This is a genomic window from Paenibacillus sp. 01L418 (assembly GCF_056400045.1).
Genome location: NZ_JBFTSN010000021.1, coordinates 24,902 through 42,638 on the forward strand (window position 1 = coordinate 24,902; position 17,737 = coordinate 42,638).

Genomic DNA, 17,737 nt, shown 5'->3' on the forward strand with positions numbered 1-17,737 from the left:
GCAAGCGAAGTTAACTCCTCGTTGCAATGACATGGCGCTCGATTCCAGCGTAGTCACTGATGATTCGAATGTCGTCCCATTGGGACATTTCGCGCATCATGTCGGCAACGATGCGAGGCTGGCCCATGCCGAGCTCGAATGCGACGATGCGAGGCATCTGCGCGAGCAGCGGAAGCTGCTCCAGCATGCGCCGGTACGGGATCAACCCGTCCGGCCCGCCTTCCAGCGCGAGATGCGGCTCATAGTCGCGAACTTCGCGCTGCAGCTCTAACATATCCGCCGCCGGTATATACGGCGGATTGGATACAAGCACGTCGATGCGAAGCTCGCCGTGCTGCAGTTCACCCTGCTCATGCCCATGTACAAATGGCATGAGCAGGTCGCCCTGCACGAATGTCAACCGATCCGCCGCCTCATGGCGGATCGCGTTCGTGCGGGCGACTGCCAGCGCGTCCGGCGATAGATCGGACGCGCATACGCGCCATGCGTGACGCTGCGAAGCTAGCGTCACGGCGATGGCGCCGCTGCCTGTGCCGACGTCGACAATCGTCGGCGGCTGCATATCCCCTGCAATCAGCGCAGGGGGCCAAATAAGATCAGCTGCTTCAAGCACAGCCTCGACGAGCAGCTCTGTTTCCGGACGCGGAATGAGCACAGCAGGCGAGACTGTAAATGGCCGCCCATAAAACCATTGCTCACCTATAATATATTGAACAGGCTCCCCAGCAGCCTTACGACGTATGAGGCCTTCCCATTCTGCTAACCGCTCTGCAGGAAATAAATCACTGCCATCACGCAGCAATGCCGCTCGATCCATATTCAGCAAATGCATGAGCAGAAGCTCTGCATTGTTGCGCGGCTCTTCCACCGCTTCCGATTGCAAAATCGCTGTCGCTTGCATGCAAGCTTGCCGCAATGTTAATGGCGCAACAAACCATTGCTCCTCCGAATGCTTGCTCATCCCTGCATCGCCCTTCCCACTTTAAAGTAACTTCCTTCTCCTTCATGCAGCAACTATAGCCACTCTTTTGCTATTACTGCCTCACAGCTAACAGCACATTCGACTATAATTCACTGCCATGCCCGATCTATTTATGTGCTCCACACGACCACTTGCCTTGCCTTCGCTTCCCCAAACGGAACAAAACGCCAGACCACTGATTGCTTATTGTAAGCAACCAGCGACCCAGCGCAAATTTGTTAAGCCATTTCACGTTCCATAAGATCAGCTTGCTCTGCGATCGTCAGGGAGGAAATAACCTCTGTCAAATCGCCGTTCATCACTGAATCCAGCTTATGAAGCGTTAATCCGATACGGTGATCCGTTACACGGCTTTGCGGGAAATTGTATGTGCGAATACGTTCGCTGCGATCTCCCGTTCCAACCTTGCTCTTACGCTCGCCCGCATACTTTGCTTCTTCCTCTTGACGGCGAACATCAGAGATACGTGCACGAAGCACGGCAAGTGCCTTCGCTTTGTTCTCATTCTGTGATTTGCCATCTTGGCAAGTCGCCATAATGCCGGTTGGAACGTGCAATACACGTACCGCGGATTTCGTCGTATTAACGGATTGACCGCCCGCTCCACTGGAACAGAACGTATCCACGCGAATATCCTTGTCGAAAATTTCAATCTCCACATCCTCAACCTCAGGCATAACAGCTACCGTAGATGTTGATGTATGAATACGGCCGCCTGATTCCGTTACTGGAATCCGTTGTACGCGATGAGCGCCGCTTTCGAATTTCATCTTGCTGTACGCGCCTTTGCCCGTAATCATAAAGATTACCTCTTTAAATCCGCCAACGTCGTTCTCACTGAAATCCATTAGCTCTACACGCCAGCCTTGTGCATCAGCAAACTTTGTATACATACGATATAACTCATATGCGAACAATGCTGCTTCGTCTCCGCCAGCCGCACCACGAATTTCGACAATAACGTTCTTGTCATCATTAGGGTCCTTCGGCAATAGAACGATACGAATTTGCTCATCAAGCTCAGCTTGGCGTTTGCTCAATTCGTCGATTTCCATTTTAACCATTTCACGCATTTCGTCATCGAGTTTCTCAGCTTGCATCAGCTTAGCGTCGTCCAGCTGCTCGGTAACTTGTTTATATTCCGTAAAGGCATCATATGCCTCTTGTAAATCCGACTGCTCCTTGGAAAGCTCTCTAAGCCGCTTGGGATCACTGGATACATCTGGATCACACAATAGCTCACTCAGCTTCTCATACCGGTCTGCGAGTGCTTGTAAACGGTCAAACACGATCATTCACCTCTGTTTATTCCATTAGGATAATGTTCATTATACCATATCATCGAGTTTCTATCGACTGCTGGTTTCGATTTACAGCCAGCTAATCATGCCCATTTTTACGAACCGCTTCAATCTTCATATGCCAGGCAACCGCCATTGGTTACTGAGCATCCAGCATGAATCCTGATTGCAACAAAACCCTGTAAGCGCAAAGCTGCACTTACAGGGCTCTATTATTCCCCTAATATTTACACGTTAAAACGGAAATGGATAACATCGCCATCACGAACGACATATTCTTTGCCCTCAAGACGAACTTGCCCCTTCTCACGAGCCGCTACCATCGAACCCGCAGCTGCAAGATCTGTAAAGGAAACAACCTCAGCACGAATGAATCCACGTTCGAAATCGGTATGAATAACGCCAGCCGCCTGCGGCGCTTTTGTTCCACTGCGAATCGTCCATGCGCGAACCTCTTGTACACCGGCTGTAAAGTAAGTGTATAGGCCAAGAAGCTTGTAAGCTGCACTGATCAAACGGTTCAAGCCCGACTCCGACATGCCAAGCTCCTCAAGGAACATTTCTTTGTCTTCGCCTTCAAGCTCAGCAATCTCAGCTTCAACCTTCGCGCTGATTGGCACAACTTCAGCACCTTCAGCAGCTGCGAATTCGCGTACTTTTTGTACGTACTCATTGCCGTCTGAATTTGAAACCTCGTCTTCGCTCACGTTAGCGGCATACAATACCGTCTTCATTGTCAGCAAATGCAAATCACGAACAAGCAGCTTCTCATCATCGCTCAGCTCAAGGCTGCGAGCAGGCTTATCGTTGTACAACGCTTCCTTGATGCGTTCAAGCACTTCGATTTCTTGAGCAACTTTTTTGTCTCCGCCCTTAAGGTTTTTACGGGAGCGTTCAATCTTTTTATCAACCGAATCAATATCCGCCAAAATAAGCTCCAAATTAATCGTTTGAATATCGCTAATTGGATCAACCTTGCCAGATACATGAGTAATGTTATCATCTTGGAAGCAGCGAACCACATGAACAATGGCGTCTACCTCACGGATATGCGCCAAAAATTTATTGCCCAATCCTTCGCCTTTGCTTGCACCAGCAACCAAGCCGGCAATATCGACAAACTCAAACGCTGTAGGCACGATGCTCTTAGGAACAACGAGCTCAACCAGCTTGTCCAAACGCTCATCCGGTACTTCAACAACACCAACGTTAGGATCTATTGTACAAAAAGGATAATTGGCAGATTCTGCTCCTGCTTGCGTTATTGCGTTAAACAATGTTGATTTGCCGACGTTGGGCAAACCTACTATTCCTGCTTTCAATGCCATGCTATAAGACACCCCTATTTTCCCGAAAGTAAACAACTCCAGCTATTATACCCCAGCGTCACCTACTTTGAAAGTGCCATCCGTCAAGCCTAAACGGCATTTGATGGCTTCCTTGGCAAATGAAGACGGTTTTCTGAACAATAAAAGCATTGTAAGTTGTGAAAACCTATAAAACCTGTATTTGAACAGACGTTTGTTTTTAACCCGTTTTATACCCCTAAACGATATTGTATTTGTGCCTCGCCGCAAGATAGTCACTTCTGAGAATGATAAGCCGCGCTGCGGAAATACTATGTTGGCGCTGGCTTAAGCTGTGCACACAAGCATCTAAAATTTGAGGAGGCAAGCTTATGGAAAATCAGACTCATAAGGGCAATTACAAAGGAACGACGAATATGAAAGCCAAAAATCAAGATATGGCATTCGTAAATGATACCATTGAGGATACGAAATCAGTAACAAATTTTACCTCGAAAAAGAAGAAAACGGATTAAAGGATAACTTCCGAGCCCTTATCTATAAAAAACCTGGGTTCTGCAAGCGTATCATCCACTTGTAGAATCCAGGTTTCTTGTATTAAGAATACATTACATCCGAAGCGGCGCTTCTTGCAGCTCTGCGCGCGATTGAAGATAACGGAAAAACGCTACCGATGCTTCGCCTCGCGTCACTTGTTTCTTAGGCAAAAACTTGCCATCCGATAAGCTCATAATTTTGAGACCTACAACAATGGCTGCCTGCCCCTTATTCTGGATCAGATCCGAGTCTTTAAACGAGACTTTAAAAATATGATCGTAATTCGCAAGCGCATTATAACCAAGTGCTCGCACGATCAGCTCCGCCATCTCATCACGGGATACTTTACCGCTAGGGTTAAAGGAGCCATCCCCAACATCTATCAAATTTTGTTCCAATGCACTTTCAACATAAACGAAATAACTGGAATCAGCAGCTACATCATTAAATGAGGCTTTACCACCAAGCTGATTACTGAAGGACATCGAGAGCGGCGATACTCCGCTGCTGCGCGCTAGCACCAGCATTTTAATCAGCTCTCCGCGTGTAACCGCCTCATTAGGACGCACAAGACCATCTTTCACATCAAGCGCTTTGTATGCAACCATTAGTTCAAGCTGACGCTGTGCAAAGTGTCCATCAATATCCTTAGCCTTTGGCTTCTCGAGCTGTGTGACATCACCTGTTTCCCGATTTCGCCAGCCGCCCGTCACTGCATCGAGGAACACCGACTCATCCATAAGCTTAGGCACTAATTGGTAAACTAGTTCTGCTTCTGTCTTTCTATCCACTTCGTCGCCTCTTATTTCACCTGAAGCAATCATCAGTTTATATTTCTCAATTGGAATAGGCTGCCCGTTCCATGTGAAGCTTTGCACAAGCCGATACGTAAGCTGTGTTCGGTAATAATTCAGCCAGCTGTCAACTGCCTGCTCCTTCTTAATCAAGGCAGGAGCCTCAGCTGGATATTCAAAGTTCGACAAATTAGCATCGTAATTTACAACTTCCCTAGTGCTTGAATGTATCGACAAGTTAATGTTGTCATATTCAACCACTGCGCCATAGATTTTGTGTACAAAATTGAAATAGTATTGACTAGGTTGCCCTGCGACAATTCCCTCATATTGCTTCGGATCAGGTTTGACCAGATATAGCTCATCCGTTAGCCATGGCAAACGTTTCTTAATTGCCTCTACCGCTGCTGTAGTCGCTTGCTCTAGCGTCACCTTTGTCCCGCCTGATTGACTTTGTTCGTTATACATATACGTATTGAAATGGCGAACCTCTCCAGTGCGACCGTTAACGGAAGCTGAAGCTGAGCCCACTTCCTTGCCATCCTTTTTCACTGTCCAATTCAGCTGCCAATAAGCTTCGGTTTCACCTGTGCTCTCATCGCTATTTTCACTGTAGTTGGAACCATTCAGCTCCACCCCTGCCGGCAGCGCAAAAGCAGCTTTTACCGCATCTATCGCTTGCTTCTCGGTAACTGCCCCTGCCTTCGGCTTTTCGCCTAAAGGTTTCTCGGATATAGGTGTTTCCGATATCGTTCCCGCTCTAAAATAACTGTCTCTCGACTGATCCTTTAGCTGGCCAGTCACCGCATCGATCGATATAGGCTGAAGCTCATAACTAAGCAAAGGTTTCCTTTTCCCCTGCATATTGTAAGGCACGATATAAGCTAACAGTGGAGCTGCTGCTGCTCGCAGCTTTTCATTTGCCTCTGCTGCAGACAGCTTTGCATCTACTTTCGGGAAAATAATTGTATCATCCCACTGCAAGGAAAATCTTCGGACATGCCCCTCACTATCCACTTCAAGCTCTATGTAGTTATCTACATAGGGTATGTCATTCACCAACCGATCATAACGAATGGAATGCACAACCTCACCCGTTAGCGGTGGACGCAGTTGAACACCATAATCAGGATTGTACTGAATTTGTCCTTTATAATCAGCTGCGATTTTATCTATGAATTGGAGCGCAATCTGCTGAGCGGCATCACGTTCAACCTTAAGCGGATACGTTGGTTTGGCAGATGGGTTATCGGTATAAGAGTTGAACTCCAGAAGCTGACCTTTATCCGCATGAATACGAACGTAGATGCTTCCCAAGTGCTTGCCGTTCACCTTTTTCACGAAATCCAGTCCCCAAGCATTGCGTTTGCCGCTAGCCATCACTTCCATATTAAGACTAGCCCCTTGGAGGACATACTCCTTCGGAATGCTTACATACTGCCTCGCTAGTGCTTCCGCTTTCTCTTTCGTTATTGCTACATCAACTGGAGCTGCAAATCCTTCTTTCATGATGTCTCCTTCCGACGATGGCACGGCATTTGCTGCTGCATTCGTCACTGCTGGCTTGTTTGAGCTTTCAGCAAATGCCGTTGCTGGCAACATACTCATAAGCATCGCTGTTGATAGCACTACCGCAAGCCTCTTTCGATGATTGATCCTCACTGCTTCACCCTCCAATGCTTTTCCAATTTATTCATAAATTAGACGCGCCATACATTGCGGAAGTTGCACAATAAGCGAAAAAAGACTGCCCAAGGCGCTTGTCCTTTAGGCAGTCTTTTACAATATACAGTTAAAGCTGCTACGCCGTTTTTCTACGTTCAATATATGCCCATATTTTTTGCAAAATATAAATACCGAGCCAAGAGAACAATATAATAAACAGGGGCATAACGGTAAAGTTATATCGATATTCCGGTACGAACACTAGTCTAATCATCGTCATGACGAAGATGACCACCGCCAGCATGGCTGCAGGATGTCTCCATCTCCATATAAGCGCAAGCAGAGGAATAATCGTGCTGTATATAATCAGTACATGTAAGTATGCTACCTTCGGATAGGCATGGTACATAGGAGAATGACCTGAGCCGAAGAACATATGCGTATAAGTATATTTAAGCTTTCCTACCGTATACCATTTTACATATTTCCAGGTTTGCTGCGTGAAGCCGGCCTTGATGCGCGCCCATGCAACCTCATCCTGCGTCAATCCCGTTGGATCAACGATCTTGTCAGTATAATCTTTATTCGGATAAGTACCCGCTTTGAACGGATTGGACTGAGAAGCAGTCAATACAAATTCATTTAATGAAACGACATTTCTTATCCACCAAGGAAGCATCGTAGCCGATAAGCATAGTCCAGTAATAACACCCATTAATAGAACTTTTTTGAAAATAGCCCATTTGGATATAACCTCGGTCTGCACACCCGGTTTTTTCTTGAACCATTTCTGCAGCAAAAACACTCCGTACAAAGGAACAAAAATCGGTAAAAATTCAGCCCTAACAAGTACTGTCAGGCCTAACAAGATACCCGCTAACGCAGCATCGCGCTTTCGTTCGGTACGAAAGGCATATAACTGCATAGACAGATAGGCCATTAAGAGAAATAATGCGAGCGTTTCTGTGAGAACTGCTCCATTTGCCCAAATGAAGGGATGATAAATTGCACTAATAAAAAACGCTACAATTGCCACCCATTTGTTTCTTGTTGCCTGCATCGCAATCATATAAATGATAATGAGTGTAGCCATGCTAATTAACACCTGTACCCAGCGAATAAGAGGGAACGGCTCTACGCCGATTTGATCAGCCACCAGATACATACCCGTCATGAACAGTGGATAACCCGGTGTTACCCTTGCATTTGGAACCTCTTCCTTGTAGGCGTAAATGCCTTCATCAAGCAACCGGTGCACCATCTCATCGTAATACTTCGAATCATGTGAAATGTTATGTTTGACCGATGTAAGAAAATCAACCCTCAGCCACAAGGCAAGCATAAAAATAAGAACGATCGCTATCGTCCATGCTTTGTTTTTCCTAACCCATTCCACCACGTAAATTGATCCTCCCCAATGTTGAAAGCGGCTTATTTCCAAGCGAGTACAATTACACCCGCCAAAATAATAGCTGCGCCTATCCAGCGCTGCAGCGGTACCGATTCGTTAAATATAAATACAGCTGCAACCAGCGCTATTACATAAGCCAAGCTTTGCAGCGGATAGGCAAGGCTAAGCGGCAGCTTCTTGAGTACGTACAACCAAAGAACGGTAGCAATTCCGTACAAAACAAGTCCTGACCATATATGAGGCGACCACAATAACGATACCCATGTGTCGCCTTTCGCCGTATCCATTTTGTTCATTCCTGTTTTCCACAATAACTGGCCAGAAACAAGCAGCAAAATATTAAGAAACAATATGATATATGCCATTATGAATCCGACCTTTTGCGCTCATGCAGCTCGTGATGTAAAATTCCAAGCTCTTGTGTAAGACGAATAACCTTCTCCGACAATTTGGATACAATGACTGTAAGATGCAAAATAAGCATAATACAAAATAAAATTCCGACTAGAAAAAGCAATGCCGGCGCATAAGCGATACCAATCGCGTGGGCCAGCGTATCAATAATCTGGACGCGTACAGACAATATCAGCATCACTACACCAAACAACAGCCAGAGCATTGAATACTGCTCACGGAGCAATCTCCGGTTAATCAACATAATCAGCACGAACAAAAAAACCACACTTGTGATAATCCACAAGGCTTGCATGGTGTATCCTCCTTAAAGTTTGCAGAGCAAACTCTCATCGTAAACATTTTTCTAAGATTGAACCTTGACTGGCTTCGTTGCTTTCAAGCTGCGAATGAATAGCGACAATGTTACCTTAACCATATAATAAACCGAACGCATCGCATTTATTGATGACGTACCGCCTGTACGTGCTTCCATCACGACAGCTACCTCGCTTGTACGCAATCCGCTGCGATGAATGAGCACGATGGAATCCACTTCTGGATAGTCTGTCGCATAATCGCTTTGGAATACAGCAATCGCACGTTTATTTGCAGCGCGGAACCCTGAGGTAACGTCCAGCACACGCTTGCGTGTCATTGCAGTAACAATAGTAGATAAAATCTTGATACCGACTCTGCGCGTTGCAGAGGACAAGAAGCCGGTTTGTTCAATAAAACGTGAACCAATCGCCAAATCCGCTTTCCCGCTAAGCACGGGGTCCAAAATCAAATGAAGCTGCTCCGCCTTATGCTGACCGTCGCCATCCACTTGAACGGCAACATCATAGTCATAGCGGTGGGCATAACGATATCCCGTCTGCATAGCTCCGCCGATGCCCAAATTGGTCGGAAGTGTAATAACAGAAGCACCATTCGCTTCAGCTACTTCACGTGTACGGTCTTTGGAGCCATCATTAATGACCAGAATATGAGCAGATGGGCAATGTGTCTTCACATCATGTATCACATGGCTTATGCTGTGCTCTTCATTATAAGCCGGAATAATGATCAAAATTTTTGAAGATGTCATACCTTGCCGCAGGGACTCTCCGGTAACCGTTTTGTCCTTTTTCGTACTGACTGCGTTCACTACATCACCACTCCATAAATCAAAGTTAGGGCACGCTGCTGCGTACAATTATTTTTAATTCTACTAACTAAATTAGTATAAAGCAACAGATAAGGTTGGTATAAACGCTTATTATTTCCTTAACATTTGCTTAATTAGGTCGAATTTTACATTCACACTTAGTACCTTTTATACCAATATTATCTTACTGAAAATAAGAGTTTCCAGAAAAAAAATATCGCCTGACACCAGTTGCTCACTGATACCAGACGATATTAAGACGGTTATTTATTACAAAATGTTGCTTACATTTGGCCGGAAATTTTTGCTTTCAAAGCATCTTTGGATTGTACGCCAACCATTTTGTCAACGGGTTGACCGTCTTTGAACAAAATCAATGTTGGGATACTCATAACGCCGAATTGTGAAGCAAGTTCTGGCTGCTCATCAACGTTAATTTTAGCAATTACTGCTTGGCCTTCCAGCTCAGCGGAAAGCTCCTCAACGATTGGTAGCTGCATTTTGCAAGGTCCACACCAAGGTGCCCAAAAATCTACAAGAGAAACGCCGTTTTGAATGGACTCGTTAAAGTTTTCTTTCGTCAATGCTACTGCCATTTCAATCATCCTCTCCAAACAATGTGTATGATAAAGGGAATACCCGTCTCACCGTTAAATGAAACATCATTTGCTAACCGCATGCGTGAATTTGCTTCAACACATCCTGAATCGTAATCGCGCTAAAATGACTTTCCAACTGCTTCTCCGCTGTACAAAATATGCCGAACATCACTTGATTCATATTCGACCCAACAACACAATCCATCTCTGGGTTGCCCGAGCACCAGCTCGGAATTAGCGAGCCTTGTGCCATCACGCGATAGATATCGGCAAGTGTTACCACATTAGGGTCAATCGTCAGCCTATAGCCGCCTCCTGAGCCTTCACGGGTATCTACATATCCACTGCGGCGCAAACCACCCATTACCTTGCGAACACGAGCAGAATGTGTGCCGACATTCTCGGCGATCATATCACTGCTAGCCATTCTTTCCGGTAAATAAGCCAAGTAAACGAGACTGTGTACGGCAATCGTAAATTCGCTGTTCACTGTTTAAGGGCCTCCCTGCTTTATACTGTAATTTTATCCGTTACAGTTAAGTTTGTCAATAGGTCAGGTCGCCATCTCGCTTTCTTAGGATACGGCAGGAGCAATCACGTTATTCCCCAACAGATTTTGGATTAACGGCAAATGTTTTTTTGGGTTTTCTGTCATGTTTGAAGGCTTCTGCTGAATAAATATGAAAGGTGCATCCTTAATTGATTTGAACGTATAAGAAGACATTCAAATCCAATGGGCACATGGCTTCCTACACTAGTTTTACATTGTAAAACTTTAAGGAGGTGACGCATAATGGCGTTATTTTGGAATCGATGGATAGTCATTCGTACGGAAGGGGGTTCTAGATCGGAGCTCATAGACCGATTGGAAGCTCATTTCAAAACAAATGGTTTGAAAACCAAAATCACCATTGAGGGCAATTCCTTGAAACGGATTCATGTGCTTAAAAAGGATGCCGATCTCGCCAAGACGCTGCTGGACGCGTTTGACGAGGAGCATTAAGATGTGCGGCAAAGCTTTGCCAAGCAGCGGCACCCTTGCAGGGCAGCCGCTGCTTGTGCTGCTTCCCTAGGACGAGCGTCCCACTACGGATGAATTCCTCATAAAACGATAGCCCTTACGGACGCCGTTCAGCACCCATTCGGGAACCGGAATCGGTTTTTTGGATAGAAAAGGCATGTAAATACGATTGTAGGCTTTCTTCAAATCATCCCACATCGTGCACGGCTCTTCCTTCAAAAAATCTGAAATATCAAGCACGATGCCTCTTCCATCCTTAATCATTACATTTTTTCCATGCACATCATGCGGGAACAAACCACGGGATCTTGCATACTCCAGCGCTAGATCAATATCTTCTATCGCCTTTTTTGGTATTGCTGCTCCATCAATGATGCACTGATATAAGGTCTTTCCCTTTAATCGCTTTAAAATCAAATAATAATGGCCTTTATGTTCTCCGGCATGATAACAAGTTGAAAAGGCAGGATGCGTGCCAATTCGCCGGTAAACCTCGCATTCACTCTCCCAGCCGTCGCGGCCTGGCGCATAAACCTTCACAGCTATATCCGAATAATCCTGATGTGTAAATACGCCTGCGTAATTGCCCGCCCCAAGCAGTCTCCAACCTCGCGGCGTCTCCGCTACCCGGATTGGATTTGTGGGGTCAACGCTATCAAGCACAAGCTCCGAGAGCAATGACTGCTCCATAAGAGCAATAAACGTATTCAGCTGCTTCTCCTCCATAGTAAGTACTCCTCTTCTCCCTATCTACATACATGCTTTCCTTTCATTGTAAGACCAGCAGCTGCAAAAATAAAGACCGCACCAAAAAGCTTTACAGCCCTTTTGCACGGTCTCGCTTCAAACTTGATCCTAATGGCCTCCACTTACTACTTTCAGTCCGATAACGCCTGAGATAATCATAGAGAGAAACAACATCTTGCGCCAATTTCTCGACTCTCCAAAAATGACCATACCCAGCACTACGCTGCCTATCGAGCCGATTCCGGTCCATATCCCATATGCCGTACTAATTGGAATCGTCTGTAACGCTTTAGATAAGAAGAAAAAGCTCACGAAACCAGCGCCAATCGCCCCTACCGTTCCCTTCCAGCGTTTAAAGCCATCAGAGAGCTTCATGAAAGTAACGCCGGCGACCTCACCGAAGCCTGATATGATTAAAAATACCCATGCCATTTTATGAACCCACCTTATCTTGTTCTATGTTGGTTACAGCCTTTGGTGCTTTGTCAGGAGCTGGCTTGTCATTTGACACAAGCTTAAGTCCAACTATGCCCCCTACAAGCAATGCGATAAAGAACAAACGCCAAAAATCAGCCGGCTCATTCAGTATAATAATGCCTGCGAGAACAGTGCCTACTGTTCCAATTCCCGTAAACATAGCATAGGCAACGCCAATCTCAATCGTACGCATTGCGCGGGCAAACAGCATAAAGCTTAGGACAAGCAGCACCACTGTTATTATGCTTGGAACAAGCACTGTAAAGCCCTCCGAATATTTGAGGCCAAACGTCCAGCCTACCTCAAGAAACCCCGCTAATAATAAAAAGACCCATTGCATTTTTTTCAATCCTCTCTCGCTGTCATCGTCCAAATCTGCCATAATGATTGCCACACCATTTGCTTCCTTTTCTCAAGCAGCTCTTTTCCATATATTTGATTCTCAACAAGGATGCCATCTACACATACATAAAAGGTAGCAATTAACCGTTCCGTCTCTTCCAGGTTAAACAACCCTTGTGACGCTCCCTTTTCCAGCACGCTAATAATTCCCTTGTTCAGTTCATACTCATAGCGCAATAAATCTTGATTGAGCTGATCGCGCAAATGGCGCGGCGGTACAAGCATCGTTTTCTTCAAGAAAGCTTGACCTGTCGTTAAATGAGTGAGATCGGTAAAAAAAGTAAACAGTCGATGTACTTGCTCCTTAATCGGCGCCTGATCCATATCTTGAAGAAGCTCTATAAACTGATTATGCTCTTCAACAATCATTTCCTGAATGAGCTGCAAGAACAGTTGTTCTTTCGATTTATAATGTGCATATATGGACGGCGTCTTAATGCCCACTGCCTTAGCAATTTCTGACAAGGATGCCCCCTCATAGCCTGATTCTGCAAACATCGTCAGCGCCGCCAGCTTTATTCGTTCCGACGTTGTTATTTCAGCACTCATGTCATTCCCTCCGATCCGCTTTCGTTCCCCTGCCTAACGAACGTTAGTTTTTCACAAATTTTAAAATGAAATAATCATTTAGTCAAGATGAAAATAACTATCATCAAATAAAGCCATGCATGCTCCCCCTTCATTGGAGATCATACATGGCTTTATTGTTATTGCTTTGAGGCTTGGCTATATTTCTTCCAAAGGGTAGACCCTCCATTAAAGATCATGCCGAGTGTAATGCCAAGCAGCGTAACGATAACGTTCAAAATAAGGCAGTAAACAAGCAGCAGTCCAAAATCGACCGTATTGTCCGAAAGAGGAAGCACTTGGCTTAGTATAAATGCGAGAAGCACGCTAAACGGAATCCAGAACAAAAATATGAAGATCGGAAAGTACCAATGCTGATTTCGAAAAAACTTTACGATCGGCAAAGCGAACGCAATAATCATAATCATGCAAATGATGTAGCTCTGCTCCACAATCCCGCTATAATAATAAGCTGTATATAGAAACACATTACTCACTGCAGCATAGATGGCACTTAAAACTAGTACCAACCGCATCGACCGCCGAAACAACAATTGCTCCTTCGTAACCTCTTCCATTACTCGCCTACGATTTCTTGGAGTGCCCGAATAAAGGCATCCATTTCTTCATCCGTTCCGATGCTCACCCGCAAATATTCATTAATCCGAGGTTGATCGAAATACCGGACCAGCACGCCCTTATCGCGCAGCTGCACAAAGATGTCCTTAGCTGCTATCGTTTTATGCGAAATGAAGATGAAGTTTGCCTTCGAGTCTGTTGCAGCAAAGCCGAGCTCCTTCACCTGCTCCGTTACACGTTCTCGTGTAGCAATGACCTTCTCCGTCGTATCTCGGAAATAAGCGTCATCCTCAAGAGCAGCAATGGCGCCTGCCAAAGCAAGCCGATCCATCGTATAGGAATTAAATGAATTTTTGATTCGATTCAATCCATCAATCAACTCCTCGCTGCCAAAAGCAATCCCAACGCGAAGGCCAGCGAGCGAACGGGATTTCGAGAGTGTTTGAACAACAAGCAAATTCGGATAGTCGTGAATAAGCTCCACTGCTGATTGTCCGCCGAAGTCAATGTAAGCCTCGTCGATGATAACAACCTGATCGGGATTGCTTGCAAGCAATGTACGAATATCATCGAGCGGAAGCAATTGAGCCGTTGGTGCATTTGGGTTTGGTATGATGATACCACCATTGTCCGAATGGAAAGCTTCGACTTGAACGTTAAATTGCTCGTCCAATGCGATAAGCTCTGTTTGCAAGCCATATAACTTCGCATACACCTTATAGAAGCTGTAAGTAATATCAGGGAACAGTACCGTCTTAGCCGGATCAAAAAAAGCTGCGAAAGCAAAAGCTAAAATTTCATCAGAACCGTTGCCCGCAAACACTTGCTCTGCTCGCAATCCGTAATAGGAGGCAGCTGCTTTCACGAGCCCCTCGCAAGTAGGATCAGGATATAGCCGCAGATCAGCATTAGCTGCTCCTTTGATCGCATCAATTACCTTCGGAGATGGCGGGTACGGATTCTCATTCGTATTCAGTTTAATATACGTCTTATCCTTAGGCTGCTCGCCTGGAACATACGGCACCAGTGAAGCAGTGAGCGGACTCCAAAATTTACTCAATGACGTTTCTTCCTTTCGTAATCGATATTTCTATCGCTTCTTTTCAATTATTTTAACATTAAAGGATTTGTTACTTACAGAGTCCGACGAACGACAAGCCTAGTCATCAGCAGTCCAAGCAGMGCRCCAAACGTATTAAGAATAATATCGTCAATGTCGAAGCTGCCCACCCGCGTCAACATTTGAGTAAGCTCAACGGCTGTAATCAACATAATCGTGACCATTGTCAGTCTAAATACTTTCAAGTACTTCTTATTTAATAAGGGCAGGAATATGCCAATCGGTATGAATAAGACAATGTTTCCGAATAAGTTTTTGAACCAAATGTCAGGATTGAAATGATCATAATGGATGATATATTTTTTTATCGTATAAAGCGGTACCAGATTATAGTTATACCCCTCGCCAAAATAACGGCCACGATGAAATAAAAGCCAGCACATGATCAAGGTGTAGAACAAAGCAATTACGGTAATCAACATATTCAGCAGAGAGCTTTTGAATATGGCTTTCGAATACCCGCGCATTCCCTACAATCTCCAAGGGACAGAATACACGTTAAACTCTGCCGCTCCTGTAATCGCTAGTCCGTTAAGCTGATGTCCTGTTGCACATCCTCCGTCAACGCCAATCTTCCCTGCGCCAAACCAAACATCTGGTTTTCCATGAATATCGATGGTTTTTGTATGGCCGAAAATAACCGTTTTGTTTACATTGGTCGGCCTCTCAAGGAATGGTTGTTTTATGTAAAGAAAATCTCTGGCAGGCTGCTGTTTCCAATTCAAGTAATTCGGATTAAGACCCGCATGTACATATATAAAGTGTTCATCCTCATGATAATAGGGCAGGTTGTCCAGAAAAGTCATATGATGCGCGTAACGCTCCTGAACAGCTATTTTGGCTTGATCGATAACATACTCAATCGGACCTTGCTTAATGCCAGCATAGCTCTCTGCGGTTTGCCTGCCGCCATGGCCGGTAAACTTAAGCAGCGCCTGCTCGCTTCGCTCCAGCATAACATCAACGAGCCTCTCGTCGTGATTGCCTTGAATGGCAATTGCTCCATCCTTTTGGACTAAGCCGATGACCTGCTCCACCACTTCTCTGCTTTGCGGACCCCGATCAACGAAATCACCCAGCAGCATAAGCTGATCCTCGCCGGGACAATAATTCATACGTTCAAGCAAATCATTAAAAGGTGTATAACATCCATGAATATCACTAATCACAAGCGTTCGCTTCATATACGCCTCCCCGAGATCACCAGATCTCTTTCTACACCGTCCAGTACCGCTACCTTAGGCAAATGACCCCAAACCTCAAATCCAAACTTGCGAAGCAGAGCGAGGCTCGGCTCATTATGTCCAAATACAAAACCAAGCAGCGTATTTATCCCCAAGCCCGGACTTGCCTCAATCGCTTTCTGAATCAGTACCGTTCCAAGACCAAGCTTGCGGTATTCTTCCGCTATATAAATGCTTATCTCGGCAGTCGCATTGTAAGCCGGCCTGCCATAAAACGATTGGAAACTAAACCAAGCTGCGATTTCCCCTTCAATCGTTAATACCCATAGCGGCCTGAAATCAGGGGAATGGTCATCAAACCACGCTTTTTTGCTAGCTACAGTAGCTGGCTCAAGATCAGCCGTCACCATTCTGCTTGCAATTGTTGAATTATAAATATCAACAATACGCCCCAGATCACTTAGCTGCGCATCGATAATTTCATATTTGAGTTCTTTGGTCATACCTGCCACCTCTTACCCTTCTACTTCTAGATGGATGCTGCTTTAAATAGGCCTATTACAACTTTGACAAATTATATCACATCGCTGAATGTTTAAGCATCTATGCTGCATGGTAGATTCCGTCTAATTCCGCCTATAGAGGGCGAGCTTCTTCAGACCCCTTGTCCCTGCCTATACTTGTTATAATCTTCAGGCGTGTTGAGATTCGTAAAAACAGATACACCATGCTGCTCTAGCAGAGAAACCTCGATGGTTTGAAGCCGGCGCAATAGACCCATGAGACGATAGTCTTGATCCTTTAGCGCTTCTTCTATTTGAATGGCAATGCTAGCATGATAGAGAGCATGAAAAGGCTGGTCAGACGCATGGATTACGTCTACCCCTTTTTCCACATGAGTCATTAGATCAGCAAGCAATCCTTCGGACAACTGCGGCATATCACACGCCATAACAAATACATAACCCTCTGCAATCATGGACAAGCCCGCGTGCATTCCCGATAACGGGCCGCATTTTGAATAATGGTCCGTCACGAAGCTTACCGTCTCTCCTAATTCTTCAAGGCTTTTACGATAAAGCTCTTCACGCTGAGGCGTTCCTACTGAGACAACCACATGCTGCACAAGCTCTGTTAGCTGTTGTACAAGACGATATAGGAGCGGTTTGCCTTCAATAAGCAGCAGCGCTTTGTCGGCTCCCATTCTCGTGCTTAAGCCTCCAGCTAGTATTAAGCCATAAATATCATGCTTCGCCATCTTCTCATCCCCCTCTAAACAGAAAGAAAGYCTGCCGAGCACTCAGGCAAGGCAGGCTTGTATTATTTTTGACGGGTTTACGCCTTGGACGGATCGAACGAGCTCTTTAATGAAACGATTCGGTTGAAGGCAAGCTTCTCACTTGTTGTATCCTTCGGATCTACATTAAAGTAGCCGTGACGGAAAAATTGGAATTTATCGCCGCCGACAGCATCTTTCATATTAGGCTCAACAAAGCCTGTC

23 protein-coding genes are annotated in these 17,737 nt (G+C 45.3%); 2 read left to right on the forward strand and 21 right to left on the reverse strand.

The window, feature by feature from the left end; translation table 11 throughout:
• Positions 1-10 precede the first annotated feature (10 nt).
• The 3 genes from prmC to ychF form a co-directional block, all read right to left on the reverse strand.
• Positions 11-961, reverse strand: coding sequence for a peptide chain release factor N(5)-glutamine methyltransferase (gene prmC, locus AC1DSE_RS05045; protein WP_477527459.1), 951 nt, complete (start codon positions 959-961; stop codon positions 11-13).
• Between the two features lie 239 nt (positions 962-1,200).
• Entirely contained in the window at positions 1,201-2,271 is a 1,071-nt protein-coding gene (gene prfA / locus AC1DSE_RS05050) for a peptide chain release factor 1 (protein ID WP_076266276.1), read from the reverse strand.
• A gap of 239 nt (positions 2,272-2,510) precedes the next feature.
• Positions 2,511-3,611 (reverse strand): redox-regulated ATPase YchF, encoded by a 1,101-nt coding sequence (ychF, locus tag AC1DSE_RS05055; RefSeq protein ID WP_076266277.1) that lies wholly within the window; start codon positions 3,609-3,611, stop codon positions 2,511-2,513.
• A gap of 350 nt (positions 3,612-3,961) precedes the next feature.
• Between ychF and AC1DSE_RS05060 the strand changes: the two genes are divergently transcribed.
• Positions 3,962-4,105 carry a hypothetical protein gene (locus tag AC1DSE_RS05060; RefSeq protein WP_179089742.1) on the forward strand — a complete coding sequence of 48 codons (144 nt, stop codon included), beginning with the start codon at positions 3,962-3,964 and terminating at the stop codon, positions 4,103-4,105.
• A 93-nt stretch (positions 4,106-4,198) separates the two neighbouring features.
• Here AC1DSE_RS05060 and AC1DSE_RS05065 read toward each other — a convergent pair whose 3' ends face one another.
• From AC1DSE_RS05065 to AC1DSE_RS05095, 7 genes are all read right to left on the reverse strand, one after another.
• Positions 4,199-6,583 (reverse strand): S-layer homology domain-containing protein, encoded by a 2,385-nt coding sequence (locus tag AC1DSE_RS05065; protein ID WP_477512678.1) that lies wholly within the window; start codon positions 6,581-6,583, stop codon positions 4,199-4,201.
• A gap of 139 nt (positions 6,584-6,722) precedes the next feature.
• A complete protein-coding gene (locus AC1DSE_RS05070; RefSeq protein ID WP_477512679.1) occupies positions 6,723-7,985 on the reverse strand; it encodes a phospholipid carrier-dependent glycosyltransferase in 1,263 nt (420 codons plus the stop codon).
• Between the two features lie 32 nt (positions 7,986-8,017).
• On the reverse strand, positions 8,018-8,362 hold the full coding sequence (locus AC1DSE_RS05075; RefSeq protein ID WP_339205425.1) for an EamA family transporter: 345 nt from the start codon (positions 8,360-8,362) through the stop codon (positions 8,018-8,020).
• A complete protein-coding gene (locus AC1DSE_RS05080; protein WP_054025487.1) occupies positions 8,362-8,706 on the reverse strand; it encodes a DUF2304 domain-containing protein in 345 nt (114 codons plus the stop codon). Before AC1DSE_RS05080 ends, AC1DSE_RS05075 begins: the two co-directional genes overlap by 1 nt.
• 51 nt (positions 8,707-8,757) lie before the next feature.
• Positions 8,758-9,540, reverse strand: a complete 783-nt coding sequence (locus AC1DSE_RS05085; protein ID WP_477512680.1) for a glycosyltransferase family 2 protein — start codon at positions 9,538-9,540, stop codon at positions 8,758-8,760.
• 284 nt (positions 9,541-9,824) lie between these two features.
• Positions 9,825-10,136: a thioredoxin gene (trxA, locus tag AC1DSE_RS05090; RefSeq protein ID WP_054025488.1), complete on the reverse strand. Its 312-nt coding sequence runs from the start codon at positions 10,134-10,136 to the stop codon at positions 9,825-9,827.
• 73 nt (positions 10,137-10,209) lie between these two features.
• Positions 10,210-10,629 (reverse strand): RrF2 family transcriptional regulator, encoded by a 420-nt coding sequence (locus tag AC1DSE_RS05095; RefSeq protein WP_076266281.1) that lies wholly within the window; start codon positions 10,627-10,629, stop codon positions 10,210-10,212.
• 303 nt (positions 10,630-10,932) lie between these two features.
• Here AC1DSE_RS05095 and AC1DSE_RS05100 point away from each other — a divergent pair, with 303 nt between their 5' ends.
• Positions 10,933-11,142 (forward strand): hypothetical protein, encoded by a 210-nt coding sequence (locus AC1DSE_RS05100; RefSeq protein WP_441874673.1) that lies wholly within the window; start codon positions 10,933-10,935, stop codon positions 11,140-11,142.
• A 66-nt stretch (positions 11,143-11,208) separates the two neighbouring features.
• Here AC1DSE_RS05100 and AC1DSE_RS05105 read toward each other — a convergent pair whose 3' ends face one another.
• From AC1DSE_RS05105 to AC1DSE_RS05155, 11 genes are all read right to left on the reverse strand, one after another.
• The gene (locus AC1DSE_RS05105) at positions 11,209-11,886 is read right to left on the reverse strand and encodes a serine/threonine protein kinase (RefSeq protein WP_477512681.1); all 678 of its coding nucleotides are present in this window, start codon (positions 11,884-11,886) and stop codon (positions 11,209-11,211) included.
• A 129-nt stretch (positions 11,887-12,015) separates the two neighbouring features.
• Positions 12,016-12,339 carry a DMT family transporter gene (locus AC1DSE_RS05110; protein ID WP_076266284.1) on the reverse strand — a complete coding sequence of 108 codons (324 nt, stop codon included), beginning with the start codon at positions 12,337-12,339 and terminating at the stop codon, positions 12,016-12,018.
• 1 nt (position 12,340) lies between these two features.
• The gene (locus AC1DSE_RS05115) at positions 12,341-12,778 is read right to left on the reverse strand and encodes a DMT family transporter (protein ID WP_477512682.1); all 438 of its coding nucleotides are present in this window, start codon (positions 12,776-12,778) and stop codon (positions 12,341-12,343) included.
• Positions 12,730-13,335: a TetR/AcrR family transcriptional regulator gene (locus AC1DSE_RS05120; RefSeq protein ID WP_477512683.1), complete on the reverse strand. Its 606-nt coding sequence runs from the start codon at positions 13,333-13,335 to the stop codon at positions 12,730-12,732. The genes AC1DSE_RS05115 and AC1DSE_RS05120 overlap by 49 nt, the downstream gene beginning before the upstream one ends.
• Before the next feature lie 158 nt (positions 13,336-13,493).
• Positions 13,494-13,931 carry a hypothetical protein gene (locus AC1DSE_RS05125; protein ID WP_430056819.1) on the reverse strand — a complete coding sequence of 146 codons (438 nt, stop codon included), beginning with the start codon at positions 13,929-13,931 and terminating at the stop codon, positions 13,494-13,496.
• A complete protein-coding gene (hisC, locus tag AC1DSE_RS05130; RefSeq protein WP_477512684.1) occupies positions 13,931-14,992 on the reverse strand; it encodes a histidinol-phosphate transaminase in 1,062 nt (353 codons plus the stop codon). Before hisC ends, AC1DSE_RS05125 begins: the two co-directional genes overlap by 1 nt.
• A 74-nt stretch (positions 14,993-15,066) precedes the next feature.
• A complete protein-coding gene (locus AC1DSE_RS05135; protein ID WP_430056814.1) occupies positions 15,067-15,519 on the reverse strand; it encodes a VanZ family protein in 453 nt (150 codons plus the stop codon).
• Positions 15,520-15,522: 3 nt separating this feature from the next.
• A complete protein-coding gene (locus AC1DSE_RS05140; RefSeq protein ID WP_477512685.1) occupies positions 15,523-16,236 on the reverse strand; it encodes a metallophosphoesterase family protein in 714 nt (237 codons plus the stop codon).
• Positions 16,233-16,739, reverse strand: coding sequence for a GNAT family N-acetyltransferase (locus AC1DSE_RS05145; protein WP_076266291.1), 507 nt, complete (start codon positions 16,737-16,739; stop codon positions 16,233-16,235). The genes AC1DSE_RS05140 and AC1DSE_RS05145 overlap by 4 nt, the downstream gene beginning before the upstream one ends.
• A 152-nt stretch (positions 16,740-16,891) precedes the next feature.
• Entirely contained in the window at positions 16,892-17,494 is a 603-nt protein-coding gene (gene mobA, locus AC1DSE_RS05150) for a molybdenum cofactor guanylyltransferase (RefSeq protein ID WP_477512686.1), read from the reverse strand.
• Positions 17,495-17,571: 77 nt separating this feature from the next.
• The coding region (locus AC1DSE_RS05155; protein WP_477527460.1) for a hypothetical protein at positions 17,572-17,737 on the reverse strand (166 nt) is incomplete at its 5' end.

Bases quoted from the DNA above. Each gene is read 5' to 3' on its own strand.
- AC1DSE_RS05100 (WP_441874673.1), top strand. From the start codon at position 10,933: ATGGCGTTATTTTGGAATCGATGGATAGTCATTCGTACGGAAGGGGGT.
- trxA (WP_054025488.1), bottom strand. From the start codon at position 10,136: ATGGCAGTAGCATTGACGAAAGAAAACTTTAACGAGTCCATTCAAAAC.
- mobA (WP_477512686.1), bottom strand. From the start codon at position 17,494: ATGGCGAAGCATGATATTTATGGCTTAATACTAGCTGGAGGCTTAAGC.
- prmC (WP_477527459.1), bottom strand. From the start codon at position 961: ATGAGCAAGCATTCGGAGGAGCAATGGTTTGTTGCGCCATTAACATTG.
- AC1DSE_RS05080 (WP_054025487.1), bottom strand. From the start codon at position 8,706: ATGCAAGCCTTGTGGATTATCACAAGTGTGGTTTTTTTGTTCGTGCTG.
- AC1DSE_RS05105 (WP_477512681.1), bottom strand. From the start codon at position 11,886: ATGGAGGAGAAGCAGCTGAATACGTTTATTGCTCTTATGGAGCAGTCA.
- AC1DSE_RS05110 (WP_076266284.1), bottom strand. From the start codon at position 12,339: ATGGCATGGGTATTTTTAATCATATCAGGCTTCGGTGAGGTCGCCGGC.
- AC1DSE_RS05060 (WP_179089742.1), top strand. From the start codon at position 3,962: ATGGAAAATCAGACTCATAAGGGCAATTACAAAGGAACGACGAATATG.
- AC1DSE_RS05120 (WP_477512683.1), bottom strand. From the start codon at position 13,335: ATGAGTGCTGAAATAACAACGTCGGAACGAATAAAGCTGGCGGCGCTG.
- AC1DSE_RS05140 (WP_477512685.1), bottom strand. From the start codon at position 16,236: ATGAAGCGAACGCTTGTGATTAGTGATATTCATGGATGTTATACACCT.
- AC1DSE_RS05145 (WP_076266291.1), bottom strand. From the start codon at position 16,739: ATGACCAAAGAACTCAAATATGAAATTATCGATGCGCAGCTAAGTGAT.
- AC1DSE_RS05125 (WP_430056819.1), bottom strand. From the start codon at position 13,931: ATGGAAGAGGTTACGAAGGAGCAATTGTTGTTTCGGCGGTCGATGCGG.
- AC1DSE_RS05075 (WP_339205425.1), bottom strand. From the start codon at position 8,362: ATGGCATATATCATATTGTTTCTTAATATTTTGCTGCTTGTTTCTGGC.
- ychF (WP_076266277.1), bottom strand. From the start codon at position 3,611: ATGGCATTGAAAGCAGGAATAGTAGGTTTGCCCAACGTCGGCAAATCA.